Genomic DNA, 22158 nt, shown 5'->3' on the forward strand with positions numbered 1-22158 from the left:
TATAAGGATTATTATAAACATAATCAATGAAATTGCTTTATGTATCCACTCATCAAATCACAAATCTGATTCCATTATTTAGAAGTGTTAGTAAAAATAATATTGATTTTAAAGTAATTTATTGGCAAAATTTATCACCTGAATATGATTGTAAATATTATGAAAAAAAAATTAACTATGGCATGGATATGCTCTCTGGCTATAGAAAACATTTTTTATGTAATAAAATAAGATATGTTGTAAATCATAGTTTCTTATTCAAGTTTTTGTCTTTATTTAGATTAATTAAATTTTTAATTAATGAAGATTTTGATCAAATTATTTTTCACCATTCATATCTTTATACCCATGGTTTTTGCGCTATTGTTGCTAAATTAATGGGTAAAAAAACTATAGCAAGATCAATGAGTTATAATCTTGGTAATAAAAATATTTTTAAAAAAATATTACGTTTTATTTATTATAGATTTTTTAACTTATTTTATGATAATTTCTGGTCGATACATAAGTTAAATGAGGAATTTTTCAAATGTTTTGGTGCTAATGAAAATAATATTCATTTGATTCATCATTGTCAGGGAGATTATAAAAATTTAATTAATCAAAATAATAATTTATTGTTATCAAAGGTGAATTTTTGCAATAGATATCATCTTCCTCATGATAAAAAATTTATTCTATTTGCGGGAATATTTATTGAGAGAAAAAACCCCAAACTATTATTGGAGTGCTTTATAAAGGCAGATATACCTGACGATTGGATTTTATTAATGGTTGGTGATGGTAAATTTGCTAACGAAATGAAATTTTTGGTTAAAGAAGAAAAAATTGATAATGTTAAATTTATGGGTTTTAGAGATCAAAAGGAATTAATCGGTTTTTTTTCCAACTCTGAAATACTCGTAGCTCCTTCAAATTCTGGTGATACTCATTGCAATGTTGCTGCAGAAGCCATTCAATTTGAATGTGCAATAATAGCAAGTAATATGGTTGGGCTGTATCCTGAGTTTATCAAAGAAAAAGTGGGTTTAATCTTTGATATTAATAAACAAGAAGAACTTATTAAGCATTTGAAAAAAATGACTAGTGATATCAATTTCTTAAGTGAGTGTCAGCAAAATGCTAAAGAATATGGAAAGAAAAAAACACCTGAGTTTAGTGGAGATCAAATTAAAAAATATTTTGACGAATAAATGAATTTTGAATTAGCTGAACATGTTTATATAGTTTCTTCGACACCAAATAATTATGATCACAATGTAGGTTATCATGATATTAAGCCATTTAATGATTTAAATGATAATTTAATTGCTATTCACAGGTATCCTTTAAATAATTTAGGGTTTAAAGAAAATAATAATTACTGTGAAATCTGTATATGGGATCATGTTAATTCAATAGTTGATAAAATTGATACAACAGAAGCTTGTAGCTGGGAACAGGGCTCAAGATTGCAATGGATTAATTTAAATGAAATAATTTATAACAAAATTATTGGAAATAAATTAGTGTCATGTATTTACAATATTGAAACTAAGAAAAAAACAGAATTACAAAACTCAGTTTATTCATATTCAAAGAAAACAAAAAAAATACTAACCTTAAACTACTCAAGAATATGGAGCTTTTGGAAATCTTATGGTTATTTTGTTCCAGATGATCAATCTAAATACAAAGAAAAGCCAGAAGATGATGGTATATTTTTAACAGATATTAATAATAATTCTAAAAAATTAGTGCTTTCAATATATGATGCTGTAAAAATATGTGGTTTAGAAAAACTTAAAAATACCTTTTTTTTTCTATCATTTCCGAGTTTTAGTCCAAATGGTGATAAATTTGTATCTCATCTTAGATTTCATTTAAAGTCAGGCGCTTTAGTAACTTATTTTATTTGCACATATTTGAATGAATCAAAAAATATTTTATTGGCTAGAGAAAAAGTTAGTCATTTTGAGTGGATAGACAATGAAAAAATTATTGTTTGGTGTAGAGGTTTGCCTAAATATTTACAAAAAATAAGATTAAATGTTTTTTTAGAAAAATATTTAGTAAATTATTTAAAAAAGATTATTAATAAATTTAAGCCAATGTTTAAAAATTTAATAAAATCAGAATATTACTATCTTATAAATTTAAAAAAATTAAACAAAATAACAAAAGTTAACGAAAAAATTTTAGTAGAAGATGGGCATCCTCAAATATCAGAAAATGGGAGGTTTTTGGTTACGGACACGTATCCAGATACAGAGAGTTTTCAAAAATTATTGATTCATGATTTTGAAAACAATAAAACACATTATATTGGCAAATTCAAGGTAGCTTCATATTTGATAGAAAGTAGCTTAAAATGTGACCTTCATCCAAGATGGAATAAAAAAGGAAATTTATTAAGCATAGATTCATCACACAATGGAAGTAAACAAACCTATGTTATTAATATTGAAAATTTTTTAACTAACATAAATTAATAATGATCTAAATTTATTTAATTTAAAATATTAAAAATGCACTACTCATTACATTCAAGACAAAAAGACCCGAATATCTTATTAGAATTATTACAAAATAGATTTACTAAATTTAATGATTCAATTGTGAAATGGAAATTTAGAAATAAGGAAATTGATTCAAATTTTTTAGAGGAAAAATTAGTTAAAAATTATAAGAATAAAAAAAATAATTATTCAAAATCTAATAACGATTATCATGATTGGATTGATATATTTGACAACGGATTAAAAGAAATAAAATCTACCAATAAGCAGCCAGTTATTTTTTTTTCTGGAGGAAAAGACTCAACTTTTATAGCTTCAAGATTAATACAAAATAACATAGATGCAATCTACATTTCTTTTATAACCAACGATGATGAAAAAAAAATAATTGATGAACTTGCTAATAAACTTAAAATTAAAGTTTTTTTTACATCAGAAAAGTTAGAATTTTTAAATTTTGAAGATATTCTTAAAAATATTAAAGAACCAGTTATGGATCCTGCAGGATTGTCTGTTCTAATGATATTAGATACATGTATAAAAAATAACATTAAATTTTCAGACGCTGTTTTTATAGATGGCATGGGTAACGATGCATATATGGGTCACGTACCAAGCAGAAGAGAATTACAAAAGCGATATATACAAAAATTTATTAACTTTACAAATTTAAATAAAATAATTCCAACACAACTTTGGAATTCAATGGGGAAACTAGGAGATATTTTAAGACCTGATTACATGTACAATTTTCCAGGGTCGAATATTAAGCTTGAAAATTATACTAATCTTAACCTTTATTATAAAAAATATTCAATATTAAAAGATATTCTTTTACAGCGAGCCCTACAAAGAGGAATACATTATGATTTTTGTTGTGCAATGAATAAATCTATAATTTATGTTGATGCAATTAATGAAACTTCAAAAGTTATATTTCCTTTTCTAAATGAAAATTTGATAGATCACTTTGAAAAAAGAACAATGTTAGATTTTAATTACCCTACACTAGTTAATAAACTTTCTTTAAGAAAATATCTGAATCAAAAATTGAATTTTGACAAAATTTCTAAAACAAAAAATATTTTCAAACCTACATATTTGGATTTCAAATTTAATAAAAATCAATTACAAATTGCATCAAATTTTAATATTAAAATTAATAAATTGAATATTATGCAGAAATCAGATTTTTATTTGTGGTCAAAATACATTATCAATAATAATATTAACTTTGCTTGCTAATTTATTAATATGTTAAAACCTTGGCAATTTATATCAAAAATATTTTCGTTAAATTTTACTTATCAAATTGATTTCGATTTTAATTATCATAAAATTTTAGAAGAATATAATGTGGTACAAAACAAGCTAAATGAAGTAAATCATCCAAGTTTAGGAATTGATCATGATGGAGGATGGGAAGTAGTTTCTCTTTATTCAGAGACGGGTAATGCAACAGCAGTAGCAAAAAATACTGATACAGACACAACACCAACGGAAATAATTAAGTATTTTACATACACACATGAGGTAATAAAAGAGTTATTAGTGAAATATAATTGTAAGCCGCGAAGAATTCGTTTTTCAAGATTAAAAGCAAAAAAAAATATTAATTGGCACAGAGATTGGGATGAGACAATGGAATATGGTAATAGTCGATTACATTTACCCCTTATCGTAAACAACAAATGCAAAAGTAATTTATGCCATGAAAGTTATCAGTGGACTCCTGGGGGTCTTTTTTATGGTGATTACAGTTTTCCACACCAAATTAAAAACGAAGGTAGTGATGATAGATTACATCTAATAATTGATCTAAAAGATCCTAAAAATTTATTTACAGATCCACAAAAATTTTCTTTAGATGAAAAAAAAAGAAAAAAATATAAAAAAATTATAATACCTATTTTTAATATTTTTTACAAATACCCAAAAAAAATAATTCGATTGTTTACTTTTAAATAGTTACTTATAAAGTTTTAATGTTCTTGAGTTTCAATAAAATTAGTTATATTTTTTGTCATCGCGTCATACGAAAGTTTTTCTTTAGCAAATTTTGCTGAAGAGATACCCATCTCCAATCTTTTTTTTGGATTATCATAAAAATATTTTATTTGTTTGGATATACTTAATGCATCCATTTCATTAACTATAAAACCATTATTACCATCATCAATAATATCTGGTCCTTGGCAGTTTTTAGTTAAAATTACTGGTAAACCACAAGCCATTGCTTGTGAGATCACCGCAGGTGCACCCTCCTCTAAGGTGGGGAGACAAAAAACAGAAGATTGATTATAAAATTTCGGTAAATCAAATTCTTTTATTGAGTTAAAGATAAGATTATTGTCTTCAAGTTTACATATTTTGCTTATTTGGTTTTTATCAAGATTACCTAAAAGCCATAATTCTGAATTTGGCAACTTAAGATTATTAAATCCCTCAATTAGGTATTTAAATCCTTTTCTAACAAAATCATTTCCCACACCTATAACAATAAATTTATCAGTATGTAATTTTTTTTGATAAAAAATGGATGTATCAACACCCATTATGGTGGTAAATGCCTTTTCTTTATCCAGTATTCCTTCATCAATATAAGTCTCTCTTTGAAAAGACGATATGCACCCTACATAGTCTGCCTGTTGAATGCTTAAATTTATTTTTTTAGTAATAGAAGGATCTTCTTTTATATAATTTTGCATCAAATCTAATTTCTTAAATTCTTCTTTAAGTTTTTCTCTAAATAAAGGTGAGCTATTATTTAAAAAATAAATTGTTTTAATCTTTTTTTTTTTTGCTTTTGCAATTATTTTACAAGTGGAACCACCAAATCCTAGTATGTAATAGTCAACATTGTCTATATAAAATAAACTATATATATAATCGGTTAAGGCATCGACTATTAATGTTGACCGGATATTAATATTTATTTTTTTAAAATATTTATGAATAATATTTAAAAATCTTGTTAAGAGATCTATAAAAAAAATAGATTTAGTTTTATTGTTAGGAACATTATATTTTCTTGTCATAAACTTAGGGTAGGATGTAACAAGATAATTAAGTTTATTTTCTTTATTTAATGAGTTTGCCAATTGAAAAGCCCATCCACGTCCTCTAATATAAATATTGTATTTCATTTTAATTTTTTTCTAAACAATACATCTGATTGAAATAACTTTTTATCAAATTTAGTAATATTAATATTTTTTACCTTAACAAAATTATTTTTTTTTAAAAATAATTTTAAATCACTTCTAACAACTTGGTTTTTATAAATATTTTGATAAGACATTTCAGTAATAATATAGTCTATTTTATTCAATAACTTTTTTGCTCCTTTTAAAACTTCTAGTTCAAATCCCTGAACATCTAACTTAACTAAAACATTTTTCTCTAATTTATCAGAATTAATCATATTTTCTAATTTATTAATTTTAATTTTTTTAAAACTTTTAATCTTATATGTTTCTACATAAGTATTTTTTGGTTCAAGAAATGACGAACTATCTTCTCTATTTGTAACATAAAACTTTTTGTTACACTTTTCATTGCCCAAGCCCATTTGAAAAAATTTTATATTACTGTCATTAGAGAAGATTTTTTTTTGTTTGGATAAAATGCGACCCTGAGGTTCAAATGAATAAATTTTTGCTTTTGGGAAATAATATCTTGTTAACACAGAAAATTGTCCTTTATTTGAACCAATATCGATAACTGTTTTAATATCATTTAAATCTTCGATCAACCCTTCAAGTTCAAATAATGGTGATGTCTTATTTAAATAAGATTTATAAAAGTTTAACCTAAAAATACATTTAAATATTTTGATAAATTTTTTCATATACTGCTATTATTTAAAAAGTTTAAATTTAGATTATGAATTTCCATATTTTTTATTAAATTCTTTTATTAAGAAATTACTTAAACTATTTGTATTAGATGAAACATCAAAATTATCTTCAAAGCATTTTGATGCATTTTTAGACATTTTATTTAATTCCCTGATACCTAATTTTTCAAATTGAAGAAGTTTTTTACTAAAACTTAACGTTGTATCTGACGCTATCAGACCCGCTTTGTATCTATCTATAGTTTTAAAAATATTTACTTTATTGGAAATTAAAACCGGTTTACTTTGTGATAAAGATTCCGCAATTGAAATTCCAAAATTTTCTCCATGAGAAGCTAATATCGAAGCTCTAGAGGATAAAATTGCACCCCATTTTAAGTGGTCATAAATTGCATCTGAAAAGAAAATTATATTTTTTAAATTATTATCTTCTACTAGTTTTTTCAAACTTTTCAAATATCGAGCATCTTCAGCATGACCAGCAAAAAGTATTTTACTTTTAAAATTTTTTCTTATTTTTATTATTGAATTTATAATTATTTCACATCCTTTTTTTTCATGATATCTCCCCAAAAATAAATAAAATTTCTGGTTATATAATGATGGAAATTTAGATTTAAAAACATTCTTACATTTTTGATAATTTAATTTTCTTTTTAGTATTCCATATTTTATTAGATTTTTACTTATCTCATCAGTATTAACATAGGTTTTTTTCAGATTATTTCTCTCGCCCTCAGATGTTAAAAGAATACCTGTAGAATTAAGTAAATTTTTTTTTTCTATTAAATACCAATAAATTTTTTTTTTTAATCTTTTATACAAATTTAAAGAAAAAAAAAGGATCTAATTGTCCGTGTGTAAATATAAAATATTTTTTATTTGTTAGCAGTAATCTTGCAGCTAATGAATTAAATTGCCATAGTCCATGTATTATAAAAAAATCATATTCCTTTCTTTTTTTATATAACCAAAAAAACAACATCAAACTAAATCTATATTTTTTTCCTATATAAGATTTAAAGTTTATAATTTTGACACTTTTAAGTTCTTTACTAATTATATTTTTTTTATCACAAGTAGCAATATCTACCTTAAATCCCTTTTTAATTAATTGATCATTTGATGATAAAATACCATTTCTGGGTCCGCCATATTTTGGGTCTAATGAAGTAACAAGTCTTAATATTTTAATTTTTTTTTTTATAAAAGCTGTCATAGATTTTTTCTGCAATAAAACTATTTTCAGTCCTTTGAAAAAATTGTTTTAATAATTTTTACTTTATAAGGACTTGAAAAATTTGAATAATTATTAGTAAAATAATATGTTAAATTTAATTTTTTTTTGCGGTTATTTTTAGATAAGACCAATGTTTTATAGAATGCATTTTGTAGTTCTTTTTTATTATCTCTATCAATGTTTTCAATAAAAAATTTATAATTCCAATATTCTATATCTAGATAGTTTCTATTTATATTTTTTTTTAATATTTCTATTGATATATCCTTATCTTTTTTATTAGAAGAGGGGCTTATTCTCAAGTGATTGGGGTAATACAATAGTTGATTAAATTCATAGGGTGTAAATTTCCAAAAGATGTTTTTTATTTTATAATTAGAAAAATAAAGAATACCTACAGTCAATATGTTATATAATAATAATAATATGATTGAATATTTTAAAATATGAAACATCTGCATATTAAAAATCATATTACTTCATATAAAAAAATCTATCATTTATTAATTATAAGTTTAGTTTTTCAAATTTTTTTTATAATTAATCTCTATTCTAAAGAACAAGTTGGATTAATTACAGACCAAAAAGGGTTTATATACAAAACCAACATTGATGGTGAGCAAATAAAGTTAAATTTATATGACTCAATTTTCACTGATGATGAGATTTTTTCAGAAAGTAACGGGACGGCTACAATACTCTTTAACGATAATACATCCATGCTGCTTCAAAAATCTTCTTCGTTCATTGTCAATGAATTTCTTTTATCAGACACTAAAGTTAACTTATTCAATTTAATAATTAATAAAGGAGGAGCAATTATTGAGTCAGGTAATATTGCAAAGATGGATAATGGTTCAATGAAAATTGAAACTGAAAACTTAACTTTAGGTGTCAGAGGCACAAGGTTCAATATCAAAAGTGAATTGAATGGAAGTTCTACTGTTAGTTTAGCAATAGACAGTTTTGGAAAAGTAGGTTCACTTAACGTATCTTCTGAAGGAAATTTAAAAACTCTTTTTGATCCTACGCAGGTATTATCTGCTGAACAAGGTAATGAAATTATAGAAAGACCAGCTACAGACTCTGAAACTAAAGAATTGGAAGATGCTACTGAAGAATTTATACAATCTAGTAAAATCGATGAAAATATAATTCAAAAAAATTTAGAAGATCAATTGATTCAGGGAAACTTGCAAGATGCGAACAATGATGGAAAAGTTGATGTTTCTGACATAAATATTTTAAAACAAACTATTAAATCTAACAAACAAGAAAAAATTGCGTTTATAACAGAGAATAGTAATGAGGATAATGTTACTTTTTTATCAAATGTTTTAAACGCATCCGACGATGGAAGTATAGGTGAGTCAATTAATGAAATTTTTGAATCTAAAAATGACTTGATAGCTATCTTAGTCTCAGATTTATCTGATTTTGATAGTACATTTATAACTACTTCAAAAAATGAAGCTAACAACGAAATTAAAAATAAAATTTATAATCAATTTCTCTCTGACGATACTAATGAGGATTTTAATTTAGAAATAATTAGTAAAATCATTTCTAAATCAGACAAGGAAACAATTACAAAAATTGTAGATAATGTTCAAAATCAATCATTAAGTGATACAGAAAATAACAAATCATTAAAAGTTCTTTCAGCTGTTGCAACTTTTAACAATAATGAATCTGTTAACCTTGATGATGAAAAACAAACTGAGGTTAATAGATTGATTAAAGATGCAATCGAAAATATTAAAGAAAATAATGAAGACACGTCATTGTTAGCTAATATAATTACAAAATCTGATCTATCGGTTATTGAAGAGGTTGTTGATTTTATTCAGGATGTTGAAGAGGCAAATCAACAAAGTGGTTTATCATTAAAAGTTTTATCTTCTGTAGCTACTATTCAGTCAGAAGAATCATTATCTTTAGATAGTGATGAACAAACGGAAGTTAATAGATTAATTGAGCAAGCAGTTGAGCGTGCTGGAGATAATGATGAAGATTCTTCGTTATTAGCTAATATAATTACAAAATCTGATCTATCAGTTATTGAAGAGGTTGTTGATTTAATTCAAATTACAGAAGAAGGTGATGATGAGAGCAATATTTCATTAAAAGTTTTATCTTCCATAGTTGAAATTCAGTCAGAAGAATCATTATCTTTAGATAGTGATGAACAAACGGAAGTTAATAGATTAATTGAGCAAGCAGTTGAGCGTGCTGGAGATAATGATGAAGATTCTTCGTTATTAGCTAATATAATTACAAAATCTGATCTATCAGTTATTGAAGAGGTTGTTGATTTAATTCAAATTACAGAAGAAGGTGATGATGAGAGCAATATTTCATTAAAAGTTTTATCTTCCATAGTTGAAATTCAGTCAGAAGAATCATTATCTTTAGATAGTGATGAACAAACACAGGTGAATAGATTAATTAAAGAAGCTTTAATAAGAAATAGAGATGAGGAAGAAGACGAATTATTAAAAGGAATTCTTGATAATACAGAAACTGAAATCGAAGAATTAATAGAAGAAATAATTAACGAAGAAGAAGCAGCAGCAGAAGAGGAAGCAGCAGAAGAGGAAGCAGCAGAAGAGGAAGCAGCAGAAGAGGAAGCAACAGAAGAGGAAGCAACAGAAGAGGAAGCAGCAGAAGAGGAAGCAGCAGAAGAGGAAGCAGCAGAAGAGGAAGCAGCAGAAGAGGAAGCAGCAGAAGAGGAAGCAGAAGAAGAGTATGATGCAAATGGGTTTTCTTTTACTTCACCATTTCTTCATAGAGACACTGGAACAGAGTATAATAATGAAGGATTTAACTCTGATGGTTACAATGATGAGGGATTTAATGAAAATGGAGATTATAATTCAGTATATGACACGAATGTGAGTGAAAGTTAATTTTTATGCAAATTAAAAAAAAACCAATTTTTCACAACTTATTTTATTTGATTATTTTTTTTATGATAATTTTTAACGGAGGAAATAACAATCTATATATTCAAATTAATTTTATTTTGATATCATTTTTTTTTTTATTACTCATTAATGAAAAAAATTACTTAGCACACACTATATTTTTATTTGAAAAAAATAAATTGGTATTTTACACATTTATAATTTTTATTTTTTACCTGATTTTTCAAATTATACCTTTGCCACTTGAATTAATAAAAGTTTTATCACCTACAAAATATCAATATCTAGATAATTTAGGTTTTGATAAATTTTATAGTTCTATTAGCCTTAATCCATCTAATTCGTTTTTTGGATTCTTAAATATATTTTCACTTTTTTTATTTTTGATTATTTTTAAAAGCCTGTTTTATAAAATAAAACATATTTTAAATTTTTATTATTTTATCATTTTGATTGGGGCAATTAGTGCATCTATTGCAATCTATTTTTATTTAATAGGTAATCCTGATCTTTTTATAATAAAAAACTCTTTCTATAAAAATTCAGCAACAGGTTTCTTTATTAACAGAACTGTTTTCTCTTGTTTTTTAGTGTTATGTTTTTTTTGTGGAGCTGAATATCTGAGATTGTTTAAAAAATATAATAAAGATACTAGTGAAAATTTCTTTAGAAAAATTCATGTAAGAATTTTTATATTATTTGTTACAATTGGGATAATTACATCATTTTCAAGAATCGGTAATTTTTTATTAATTTCATTAATCACTTTTTATATTTGTTATTTATTAATTAATAAAAAAGAAAAAGATAAATTTTTTTTAAATACATTATTATTAATTGTTATCTTTGATATTTTGATACTAGGGTATTATTTTGGTTCTGAAAAATTGTTTGCTAGATTTTATTTCTTAAGTGATGAAATTAATGAATATTTTCCAAATTCAGAAAGTAATGATTTAATAAGTAGAGGATCAACAGCTTTATTTGCATTACAAAAAATTAAAGAATTTAGTTTTTTTGGTTATGGATTGGGTGGATTTGAATATTTATTTAAAATAGATTACCCAGATTTATCCTCAAAATATGTAGACCATGCACACTCTGATCTCCCAGAATTTATTGGTGAGCTTGGATTAATTGGTTTTTTAAATTTACTATTAGTTATTCTGTTAATCTTTATTAGGAATAATTTTTTTCAATTTAAAAATTTATTACTTATTTACTTTTTGATAATATTGTTGATATTTGATTTTTCTTTACATATTCCTATAATTCAATTTTTATTAGTAATTTTGTTTAGTATAAATATTGATAATAATAAAAAATTACTTAATTCCTAAAAGTGAAATATGTGTAGCCGTTTTGTATAAATTTTTTTATAATTTACCATTTTTAATAATTTAACCCAACTATAAGATGAAGCCATCTTTTGAGTTTAATCTTAATTTAGATGAGCAAATATTTAAAAGAATAGATAACAAATACTTAAAAGAATAGATAAGCAAATGATTAATGAGTTAGTGAATGAGAATGTAATACGTTTCCATCTAGAGTACACTCTAGATACATACACTAAACAAAATTAGAACCCCCTGGAATGAAAGTTTTGGGGGTTTTTTGTTAGGGTTTACTAATTTCAAGGATTAGTGTGTGTGGATTCTCAAAATCATTTTCATTCTCAAAATTCAAGCATTGATTAAAAACTTCTGGTTTTTGAGTTTCTTTTGTAGGTAAATATTTTTTAATATTAATAAATCCCACATTTTCTAAAATTTCTTTCAAATATGAAAATGTTAATATTGTTAAATGTTCATTTCTACAAAAAATCAAATTTTCAAATTTTCCCCCAATACTATTTCTTTTGTCAGGGAAATTTGAAAACCACTCATGATCATTTTCTATAAATTTTTTTATTGCTGTATCTCCATTTGGTCCGCCAAATCTGTAAATACCCCCTGGTTTTAAAATTCTAAAAATATCAACAAAATGAGATTTCATATTTGGTAAGTGTTCTACCATATGATGAGAATAGCAATAATCAACACTAGAGTTTTTAAACGGTAATTTGTTTCTTAAATCTAACCATAAATCACATTTTCCAGTAAACATGTTGGCATCGATGTTAATCCATTCGTCTATATAATTTTTTTTTCCAGGTCCTAAATGTAACTTTAAAACAGAATTTTTTTTAAATGAATTAAGATATTTAAGTCTAAATGAGTTTATTATCATTAGTGGAGTGGCAATAATATAGAAGAGATTTTTTTGATATCTTTTAAGCATTTATAATTAGCAACTTATTTGATATATGTGAGAAAGTCATCTTTTGACTTGCTTTTGAGTTTGCCCTTAATTTAGATGAACATAGATAAGCAATTTTAAGAAATGTCAGATAAATCAATACTTAATGAACTAGTGAATGAGAATGTAAGACTCATTTCATTTTTGAAATATTCAAAAACCCTAATCGTAGCAATACTTTTGGGTTTTTTTTATGTCTGCACTATAGATGAACAAATAGATAAACGTTAGATGAACAATTTTAATTCAATAGATTAAAATTATTTAACAAAGATTTCATGCTACGATTAGAATTAATTCCCAAAACTAACTTGATATTGTGCTTATTTTTAAAATATTCAAAAATTGCTATTTCATAATTTTTTACAGATATTTTATTTTGCAAATATTTAGATCTAAAGATAGAATTTATATGTATCGTGTTCTGATTTCTTTCTATTTTTTCCTCATATTTCAAATATTGTGTTAATGGCATTTGAAAAACAATATTTCTATAGTTTGATATTAAATATAAAAAAATATCATCTTGAATATTAGATATTCCTGGAACCACGTTATTTAAATTACAAAACTTAATAAACTCCATAAGAAATTGATCAGAAATTATCTCTTTTAACGGACTGTGCAAAAAAAAAGTATCAATAACACAATTTCTTAAATCCTTTTTAATTTCTATAAAATTTTTATCTATGTTTGAAACTAACCAAAATTTTTTTTTATTTTGAAAACTATAATTAATTAGATTTAAGTTTGATTTAAAGAATGCATTTAAATTATTAAATCTATATATTCTCTTAAAAATCTCTTTGAAAGATAAGTTCATTTTTTGCCCAAATTTTGTATTAACTATTAATTTTTTTGAGATTGAGTTAATAATATTTTGAGAATATCCAGATCCATAATTTGGCGCAGTATCAAACTGAACAAATCCACTATCTAACAATTCTTCTAAAATTTCAAAAGACTTAGAGTATGAAATTTTTGAACCCCATGCTGAAGTACCTATAATAATTTTTTTCAATGGTATCTTACCTGAAGACATAATCTTGGTTGCTCTATAGGTTTCAATGCTCTATGAAAACAAGAAGTGTCTTCAATAAAACCCTCACCTGGAAGTCCTTCAATTGTAAAAAATTTTTCATTATCATAATAATTTCTTAAATCATAATCGCTTTGAATTACCGAACCTACTAAATGTTTAAAGAACATTTTTTTTTTGTGTGACTTCTTTATTACCTCATGTGATCCAGATAATCTGTTAGCACCTGAGATATAAAAAAATGCATATAAAAAATTTAAGTCATGAACATCATAATGCCAATTTACTGTTTGGCGATATTCTTCTCTTTGGGCATCTTCCAAATTTACTACTGTGCTGTATGTTAGTCGAATGTCTATTTTTTTTACACTTCCTAAATATTTTTTAGCAATTTCTAAAAGTTCCTTTGATTTTGAAATTTTATCAAATAATGCTTTAAAATCCTCATTCTCTAACTCAAAAAAAGGAGAAATTATTTTTGATTTTTTAAAATCATTAAAATTCTTAAATTCATGCCTACTTTGTTTAAAAATTTTTTCAGAAATGAATTTAGAATTCTTGTAATTATCTAATATAAAATTGTTAATTTCTTTTTTAAGAAATAATTTTTTGGAAACTCCACTAACTGTTAGGTCATTTAACAGTTCATTTTGAGACGAATTAAAGATTATATAATCATTTATATCAGGATGAACTTTGCTAGTAAATAAAATTTTATTAAGTATTTTATATATTTTTCTTATTGTATAAAATCTTCCTAAAATGAATCTAGCAAATGTTAAACTAAAATATCTGTTAAATTTTTTACCATTTATCATTTTTAATAATTTAACCCAACTATGAGATGAAGTCATCTCTTGACTTGCTTTTGAATTTGACCTTAATTTAGATGAACATAGATGAACAATTTTAAGAAAAGATAAGTAAATCAATACTTAATGAACTGATAAATGAGAATATAAAAAATTATATAAAAATTCTTCAAAAAAATAATAAAAATTAATCAGTAGTATTTGAAGTAGTACTAAATTTTACACCATTTTGAATAATTGGATTGTAGGAATTAAATAGATCTGTTTGAGGTATTAAAAGACTTATAGTTCTGTTCCACTTTACTATCGGAGCGGGAGGTATAAAAATTATATCTTTTGGCTTTAATAAAAATTTTTTTCCAACAATTAAATTAACTGGGTTATTAATATCAAGTTGAAATATATTTATTTTTAAAAATTCTGTAAAACTCTCTCTAATTATATAAACTTTTTTTGCATTTGCTGTAAGTTTGTTTATACCAGACTCAGAAATTAATTCAGTTATAGAGTAGTCATCGTTAGGAAAATATATTCCAGGCTTACTTACTTCACCAAAAATATGCAAAGACTCAGAGTTATTATCTATAAACAATACATCATTTTTTTTTAAAAAAAAATTTTCTTTAGCATCTTCACTTTTAATCACATTGTTAAAATTAATCTTATAAACTTTATTTTCTCTTCTTAAAACACCCGTGCTACCATTTTTTTTTGTTCTCGAATTAGGAGTGTATTCTGCTTGAATAGCGGCATCAATTAATCTTATGGGTTTTTGATTAAGATTAATAGCTAGCTGATTTTTTACAGAACCTAGAACATATATTTTACTGCTATTATATTCTTTAATTTCAATTTGTAATTCAGGGTTTTTATAAAAGTTATTTAAATGATTTAGTAACTTTATTTTGGCTTGATTTAAAGATTGGTTTCCTAAATTAACTTTATCAACAAATGGAAGCTCTATATTTCCATTTGGTCCAATTGTGTAGTCATTATCAAGTTCATCTGTGTCAGTTAAATCAATCGTTATTACATCCGAAGGTCCAAGTGCATATTCATATTTGTAATCGTATATTTCTGGAAACTTATTAACTGAAAAATCTAAATTATTAACCTGTCTTGTATTGTAATATTCAATCTGTGATAAATTGAGATTGTTAATTTTTATAACTTTTAAATGCACATCCTCAATAGAATACTCAGAAAGGTTTTTTTTTGAAAGACTTCTTGAAGAAGGATTTGTATCTATGCCTGGAGACGTACAGCTAAAAAGTAAAAAAAAAGGTAAAAATAGTTTTAAAAATTTTAAGTTGAACATTATTAATCTATTTAGCTTAATTATAGTATTTTTCAATTTAATCTAATTGTAAATAGATATAAGTTATTACATGTAGAATTATCATTTATACTGATCCAATGGATGTTTGTGATGTTGAAATTGTTAGTATAAGACTTAATTATATTAATTTTTTCAATATAACTTGATATATTTAAAACATGTTTGATAAATTTTTTAATACTTGGGATTTTTTTGCTTTAGAAGATTTTAGGTACTTTTTACTTTTAGCAAAAAAAAATTTTAAAAATCTCACAATATCAACATTGATAGTTTCTTTGTTGGTACTTTTTATATCACTTAATCTTGAAGAAAAATTTCGTAGTAAGGCTACTTTGGTTATTTCTCCTGATGAAAGCAACTTGGTAAATATCGATGAAGCTTACTCAATCGAAAACATTCAAAATAGAGTTAACAACCAAATTGCGATTTTAAAAAGTGAAGAAGTAATAGAATATATTATTAAAGATAATGAAAATGTTCTTGAATTTGAGAAGCTTTATTCTTCTATTAAAGTTAATCCAATTACAAGAGTATTTAAAAAAAAAAAGAATATTAATAACGATTATATAAAAACAGTTTTAAAAAATAATTTTACTGTATCTAATCTTCCAAGAAGTGATGTTTTGGTTTTATCATTTGTGTCTAACAATGCTAAAATTTCTCAACTAGCTTTAAAAAATATTATTGATTCATATCAAAGATATGAGGTAGACACAAAAATTCAAATTACTAATTATGCGAACTCTAAAATTTCAGAAAGACTTAAAGAATTAGCGCTACAAATGCAAGAAGGTGAAAAAAAACTTGCTGCTTATAAAAAAGAAAATAAATTAGTAGATACAGGAAATGTCAAACAATTAAAAATTAAGGAAATACAATCTATTTCAAACAATATTCTTGAATCTAAAAATAAGAAACAACAACAAGAGAGTGATTTAATTGCAATTAAAGCAGCAAATGGTGATGTCGATATTTTATTATCAATAAAAGATTTAAATGGAAGAACTGAGATATCTAATATTAAAAATAATTTGTCTGCAAATGAAAATAATATTCAATCACTATTGTTGATTTATACGACAAAACACCCAAAAGTTAAACAAGCGTACGAAGTAAAGAAAAGTTTAAAAAATCAATTAAAAAAAATTTTAGGTGAAGTTATTGAAAAAAAAGTTTTTGAATTAAGTAATTTAAATAATTTTATGAATATGTCAAAAACAAACCTAGAAAATGTCACTGAAGAGTTAAGAATTATAGAAGAGAAAGAAGCGGGGATGTTAATCTTTCAAAGGGAAGTTGAAAGCAGCAGAAAATTGTATGAAACTTTCTTACAAAGAGTAAAAGAAACCAATGAAGCACAAAATTTACAGGTTTCAAAATTAAAAATTATTGAAACCCCTAGTTTACCATCTTCAGCATTTGCACCAAAGCCATATAAAAATTTTATATCTGCGTTAATAGTTTCATTTTTATTTTTTTATGGATTAGTAACTTACAGAGAAATGAACACATCAGTTATTAAAACACCAGAAGCAATAGAGCATATGAAAATTCCACAGGTTGGAGTATTACCAAAAGTGAATAATATTAAAAAGGGTTATCATATTCTTCAAATGTTTTTAGAAGATAATGAGTCAAATTTTTCTGAAGCCATAAGATCTTCTAGAGCAATTATAGAATCTAAATTTGAAAAAAATAATAGTTTTTTAGTGACTTCTAGTAACCCTTCTGAAGGTAAAACTAGTTACGCCTTTAATTTGGCTTTATCACTTGAGAAGAGTTATAAAGTTTTATTTTTAGAAGCTGATATTAGAAGACCATCTGTATTAAATAGTTTCTATAAGTTTGATAAAGAAATATTAGGATTAGGTGAAATTATTTCTGGTACCGTAGAATTAAATTCAACAATTTTTAAAGTACCTGGAACTAACCTAGATATTATTACATCTGGAGCTAAAAGATTTGATATGTCTGATGTAGTAAGTAAAGATCAACTAAAAAAATTTTTTGATATTTTAAAGTTAGAATATGACTATTTAATTATTGACTCTCCTCCAGTACAGCCTGTTTCCGACACGTTAATACTTACTCAGTCAGTTGACTACAACCTATTTATAGTTAGATCTGATCATTCTAGACTTCTTTCCTTTATGTCCTCTGTAAAGAAAGTTCAAAATGTTGGTGCTAAAATTGATGGTATAATAATTAATGATCTAGATACTTCAAAAGATAGCTATTATTATAATTATTATAATTATGATTATTCATCATATTACTCTAAAAATACTTAATTGAATGTTTAGATTAGAGAAAGTATTTCAAAATGATGATACCTTTTTTATTAAATCAACTAGTTTAGTAAAATCTGCTTTACTTTTTTTAAGCATATATACTTACTCAATATTAGAATTTCACACTATTTATGATTTATTAAATTTAAATGTTTATAAAGATTCAAATTTTTATCTATTTTCTAAAGCTATTTCAATTATTTATTTTATAACCACCTTGATAATCGTAAGAGATAAACAATATAAATCAAATTTTTTATCATTTTTGAGCAATGACATACTTCCACTTATAATTAGTATTATTGTTTGTTTTTCTATCTTCTTTTTTTTTAAGGTTGATTTAATATTGGATTTTTCTTTTCTGTTTCTATTTATTTTTGTAATTTTTATCTTATTTATTTTAAATAGAATAATATCTTCCTTTTATAATTATTTGATTAACTCAAATATAATTCAACGAAATATAATGTTGTTAGGTGATGCTGAGGATATCAAGAATATTATTGTAGAAAGAAAAGATAATGATATTAACATTTATAAATGTTGCCTTTTAGATACTTATGATAAAGACATTATAAAAAAAGTAAGGTTAGAATTAAGAATTCCTGTATTTGGCAAAGATGAAGATATTAGATCTATTTTAGAATATCATTCGTTAGGTCAAATCTGGATTTTAGATAATAAGAAAAATGATATTAAAGATTATCTGAATAATATTTTAAAATTTTCTGTAGATATTTTAGTTGTAGATTTAATAAGTGAAAATATTTTTACTTCAAATAAACTTATTAACAACAAGTATAAATTTGAACATTATGAAATTTCAAAATTTTATGGATTTAATCTTTTTTTAAAAATTCTATTTGATAAAGTTCTTTCAATTTTTTTCCTATTGTTATTAAGTCCAGTATTAATTATTTCTATTATATGTATTTATATAGAGGATGGCTTTCCTATTTTATTTACTCAAGACAGAACAGGGTGGGATGGAAGAAGGTTTAAAATTTTTAAATTAAGATCATTAAAATCAGAAAAATTTGACAAAACTGTTCAGGTATTACATGGAGATAGTAGACTTCTAAATGTTGGAAAAATTATTAGAAGACTTAGCATTGATGAAATTCCACAATTTTTCAATGTACTAAATGGAGATATGTCTATCGTTGGACCTAGACCACACATGGTCGAACATGATATTAAGTATTCAAGTATTTTTTCAGGTTTTTTAAAAAGGCACAAGTCTAGTCCAGGTCTTACTGGTTGGGCACAAGTTAATGGTTATAGAGGTGCAACACCAAACCCAGAACTAATGAAAAAAAGAATGGAACATGATTTATGGTATCTAAATAATTGGACCATATGGTTAGACATTTATATAATATTTAAAACATTTTATATTATTTTTAAAAGCCCAGGCTAAAATATTAATTTCAAATTTACATTAGTCTTTAGATTTTAACTTCACTCAAAATGTCAATTTGTGGCATTGTGACTCACTTTTGTATTTCAAAATCTAAAATTGTTGACTTTTTGATAATAAAACTTATGGTTGAATCATGATTAGAGTATATTCTATACAAGAAATAATTCAGGCCTCTGAAAAAATATTTAATACATCTTCAAAAAAAATAAATTCTAAAGAAAACCATGATAGCATTAATCAAAAAAAAATGAGTACTGAGAATCCATTGGTTTTGAAAAAAGATTTAGAAATAACACCTGAGACTCCTAAAGACATAGAGAGTATAATTGTAGTGGCTGAAAAAGCACAATCAAAAAATAAATTAAATAAATTATCACAGAGAAACCACAAGAAACATACACCAACTAAAAACATAATTAAAACAGAAGATGTGGTGAATCAACTTTATAATTTGTTTAATAAAAAAATTAAAAAAAATACGCTTAAATTAGTAGTGGATTTAAGATACGAAATCTCATCCTTAGATGAAAAAATAATTACTTTAAAGGAAAGAGAAAAAAAAATTAAGCTAAATAATAAACTACTAAATGAAGAAATTTCAAATCTAACGGACCATGTAAAAAATTTAAAAGATACGATAAAGAAAAAAGACCTAGAAATTAATTCGATTAATCAAAAATTAATTGATAATCAAAATAAAATTATTCATTTAGAAACTAATAATAGTGAATTAAATTCAAAAATTGATATTTATCAAAATCAAATTATTCAATTAAAAAATGAAAATAATGAAATAGAAAATAACAATAATGAATTAAAAAATAACAATAGTGAATTAAGTTCAAAAATAGATATTGATCAAAATCAAATTAATCAATTAAAAAATGAAAATAATGAATTAGAAAATAACAATAGTGAATTAAAAAATAACAATAGTGAATTAAATTCAAAAATAGATATTTATCAAAATCAAATTATTCAATTAAAAAATGAAAATAAAGAATTAAATGATGAATTGGCCAAGAGTTTAAACAATCAAGAGATTATTGATAAAAACAATCAAGACTTAAATTTAAAACTTGACGAATTAGAATCATTAAAAGTATTCAAGCATGAAGCTCAAATATTAAATCAAAAAAATTCAGATTTACAAATTACACTTGATAACCTCAAGGTTGTTGATGTTAAAAATAAAAATGATTTAGATATTATTAAAGTGTTAGAAGAAAAAGTAAGTTTTTATCAAGAAGAGAATGTAAGAATAAGTAATGACCTAATCGAATCAAGAAAAAAAATATGATATTACCAAGTATCAAATTCAAGGATTTGAAGATCAAAGATCTACTCTTTTGGATAAGATTAATTCAGTTAACGAAGTTATTCAGAATGAAAAAGTTGTTACAAGTGTTTTTGAAAATAGCCAAACAATCAATCTCAATGATTTAGAAAAAAAAAAATAAATCTAAAAGAAAATTAACAAGAGCAGGTAGCGATATAAATAACGAAATTCTTAAGATTTTTAAAAAGTAAAAACATACATTGTAATTTGTTAATTTTAAGTAAAATATTTATTTACTAATTAATTAAAAAATGAAAAATAAAATTGCAATAATCATACTTACTTTTAATAGCGAAAAGTACATTAAAAGAACCATTGAAGCTGCCAAAAAAATTAGTAAAGAAATAATAATCTTAGACTCTTTTTCAACCGATAGGACAATTGAGGTTGTTAAAAATTTAAAATGCAAGGTCTATAAAAGAAAATTTCTCAATTATTCTGATCAAAGAAATTATGCAATTAAAATGTGTAATAAATCTTATCAATGGCAATTACATATAGATTCTGAAGAAGTATTAAGTGCGCAGTTAGTTAAAAATATTAATGATGTGTTAAAAAAGGATATAAAAAATAAATCATATATCATCAAAAGGCATGTATATTTTATGAATAGAAAACTCTTATTTGGAGCCACTTCTAATTGGCACTTAAGACTTTTTCCCTCAAAATCAACAATTTGTGAAAATAAAAAATATGATCAGCATTTTGTATCAAATTTAGTCAGCGAAAAAATCAATGGATCTTTATTAGATATTAATAATAAAAATTTAACAGATTGGATAACAATTCACAATAAATGGAGCACTTTATCTAGCTTGGAAAAATATAGTAAATCTTCAAAAATCACAAAAGCAAAATTATTTGGTAACAATATTGAAAGAACAAGATTTATTAAAAATATATTCTTTATATTACCAATAGGGTTAAAAAGTTTTTCTCTATTTTTTGTGAAGTATTTTTTATTATTAGGTTTTTTAGATGGGAGAGCAGGGTTTATATATATTTTTTTAAATACATTATGGTTCCACACTTTAATTGATGCAAAAAAATTTGAGATAATACTAAATAAAAATAATAGATAAGAATAAAA

19 protein-coding genes are annotated in these 22158 nt (G+C 24.1%); 10 read left to right on the forward strand and 9 right to left on the reverse strand.

The genetic code is table 11. The features are described 5' to 3' along the window. Positions 1-26 precede the first annotated feature (26 nt). From ABXT52_RS02195 to ABXT52_RS02210, 4 genes are read left to right on the forward strand one after another with little or no spacing between them, the layout of a single operon-like run. Positions 27-1193 carry a glycosyltransferase gene (locus ABXT52_RS02195; protein ID WP_415272257.1) on the forward strand — a complete coding sequence of 389 codons (1167 nt, stop codon included), beginning with the start codon at positions 27-29 and terminating at the stop codon, positions 1191-1193. Then, positions 1194-2471, forward strand: a complete 1278-nt coding sequence (locus ABXT52_RS02200; RefSeq protein WP_415272258.1) for a hypothetical protein — start codon at positions 1194-1196, stop codon at positions 2469-2471. It abuts the gene before it with no gap. A 36-nt stretch (positions 2472-2507) separates the two neighbouring features. Continuing rightward, entirely contained in the window at positions 2508-3743 is a 1236-nt protein-coding gene (locus tag ABXT52_RS02205) for an asparagine synthase-related protein (protein ID WP_415272259.1), read from the forward strand. A 9-nt stretch (positions 3744-3752) separates the two neighbouring features. Then, on the forward strand, positions 3753-4466 hold the full coding sequence (locus ABXT52_RS02210; protein WP_415272260.1) for an aspartyl/asparaginyl beta-hydroxylase domain-containing protein: 714 nt from the start codon (positions 3753-3755) through the stop codon (positions 4464-4466). A 14-nt stretch (positions 4467-4480) separates the two neighbouring features. Here ABXT52_RS02210 and ABXT52_RS02215 read toward each other — a convergent pair whose 3' ends face one another. From ABXT52_RS02215 to ABXT52_RS02235, 5 genes are read right to left on the reverse strand one after another with little or no spacing between them, the layout of a single operon-like run. Beyond that, the gene (locus ABXT52_RS02215) at positions 4481-5644 is read right to left on the reverse strand and encodes a glycosyltransferase (RefSeq protein WP_415272261.1); all 1164 of its coding nucleotides are present in this window, start codon (positions 5642-5644) and stop codon (positions 4481-4483) included. Next, positions 5641-6348 carry an FkbM family methyltransferase gene (locus ABXT52_RS02220; protein ID WP_415272262.1) on the reverse strand — a complete coding sequence of 236 codons (708 nt, stop codon included), beginning with the start codon at positions 6346-6348 and terminating at the stop codon, positions 5641-5643. The genes ABXT52_RS02215 and ABXT52_RS02220 overlap by 4 nt, the downstream gene beginning before the upstream one ends. A gap of 33 nt (positions 6349-6381) precedes the next feature. After that, positions 6382-7182 carry a glycosyltransferase gene (locus tag ABXT52_RS02225; RefSeq protein ID WP_415272263.1) on the reverse strand — a complete coding sequence of 267 codons (801 nt, stop codon included), beginning with the start codon at positions 7180-7182 and terminating at the stop codon, positions 6382-6384. Next, positions 7175-7576 carry a hypothetical protein gene (locus ABXT52_RS02230; RefSeq protein WP_415272264.1) on the reverse strand — a complete coding sequence of 134 codons (402 nt, stop codon included), beginning with the start codon at positions 7574-7576 and terminating at the stop codon, positions 7175-7177. Before ABXT52_RS02230 ends, ABXT52_RS02225 begins: the two co-directional genes overlap by 8 nt. 26 nt (positions 7577-7602) lie before the next feature. Further along, positions 7603-8058, reverse strand: a complete 456-nt coding sequence (locus tag ABXT52_RS02235; RefSeq protein WP_415272265.1) for a hypothetical protein — start codon at positions 8056-8058, stop codon at positions 7603-7605. Between ABXT52_RS02235 and ABXT52_RS02240 the strand changes: the two genes are divergently transcribed. After that, positions 8044-10506 carry a FecR domain-containing protein gene (locus ABXT52_RS02240; protein ID WP_415272266.1) on the forward strand — a complete coding sequence of 821 codons (2463 nt, stop codon included), beginning with the start codon at positions 8044-8046 and terminating at the stop codon, positions 10504-10506. The two genes, ABXT52_RS02235 and ABXT52_RS02240, sit on opposite strands and share 15 nt — an antisense overlap. Positions 10507-10973: 467 nt before the next feature. Then, positions 10974-11864 (forward strand): O-antigen ligase family protein, encoded by an 891-nt coding sequence (locus ABXT52_RS02245; protein ID WP_415272267.1) that lies wholly within the window; start codon positions 10974-10976, stop codon positions 11862-11864. Positions 11865-12144: 280 nt separating this feature from the next. Here ABXT52_RS02245 and ABXT52_RS02250 read toward each other — a convergent pair whose 3' ends face one another. The 4 genes from ABXT52_RS02250 to ABXT52_RS02265 all read right to left on the reverse strand — a co-directional run bounded on the left by ABXT52_RS02250 (position 12145) and on the right by ABXT52_RS02265 (position 15994). Continuing rightward, complete coding sequence (locus tag ABXT52_RS02250) at positions 12145-12807, reverse strand: class I SAM-dependent methyltransferase (RefSeq protein WP_415272268.1); 663 nt, start codon at positions 12805-12807, stop codon at positions 12145-12147. A gap of 259 nt (positions 12808-13066) precedes the next feature. Further along, complete coding sequence (locus ABXT52_RS02255; RefSeq protein ID WP_415272269.1) at positions 13067-13867, reverse strand: aldo/keto reductase; 801 nt, start codon at positions 13865-13867, stop codon at positions 13067-13069. Continuing rightward, complete coding sequence (locus ABXT52_RS02260) at positions 13843-14682, reverse strand: hypothetical protein (protein ID WP_415272270.1); 840 nt, start codon at positions 14680-14682, stop codon at positions 13843-13845. Before ABXT52_RS02260 ends, ABXT52_RS02255 begins: the two co-directional genes overlap by 25 nt. Before the next feature lie 181 nt (positions 14683-14863). Next, on the reverse strand, positions 14864-15994 hold the full coding sequence (locus tag ABXT52_RS02265; protein WP_415272271.1) for a polysaccharide biosynthesis/export family protein: 1131 nt from the start codon (positions 15992-15994) through the stop codon (positions 14864-14866). A 179-nt stretch (positions 15995-16173) separates the two neighbouring features. Here ABXT52_RS02265 and ABXT52_RS02270 point away from each other — a divergent pair, with 179 nt between their 5' ends. The 4 genes from ABXT52_RS02270 to ABXT52_RS02285 all read left to right on the forward strand — a co-directional run bounded on the left by ABXT52_RS02270 (position 16174) and on the right by ABXT52_RS02285 (position 22150). Beyond that, positions 16174-18306, forward strand: coding sequence for a GumC family protein (locus ABXT52_RS02270; RefSeq protein ID WP_415272272.1), 2133 nt, complete (start codon positions 16174-16176; stop codon positions 18304-18306). Positions 18307-18310: 4 nt separating this feature from the next. Next, positions 18311-19726, forward strand: a complete 1416-nt coding sequence (locus tag ABXT52_RS02275; protein ID WP_415272273.1) for an exopolysaccharide biosynthesis polyprenyl glycosylphosphotransferase — start codon at positions 18311-18313, stop codon at positions 19724-19726. A gap of 136 nt (positions 19727-19862) precedes the next feature. After that, a complete protein-coding gene (locus ABXT52_RS02280; RefSeq protein ID WP_415272274.1) occupies positions 19863-21029 on the forward strand; it encodes a hypothetical protein in 1167 nt (388 codons plus the stop codon). Between the two features lie 290 nt (positions 21030-21319). After that, positions 21320-22150: a glycosyltransferase family 2 protein gene (locus ABXT52_RS02285; protein WP_415272275.1), complete on the forward strand. Its 831-nt coding sequence runs from the start codon at positions 21320-21322 to the stop codon at positions 22148-22150. Positions 22151-22158: the final 8 nt, after the last annotated feature.

It is taken from the genome of Candidatus Pelagibacter sp. Uisw_121, assembly GCF_047722545.1.
Taxonomy (GTDB): Bacteria; Pseudomonadota; Alphaproteobacteria; order Pelagibacterales; family Pelagibacteraceae; genus Pelagibacter.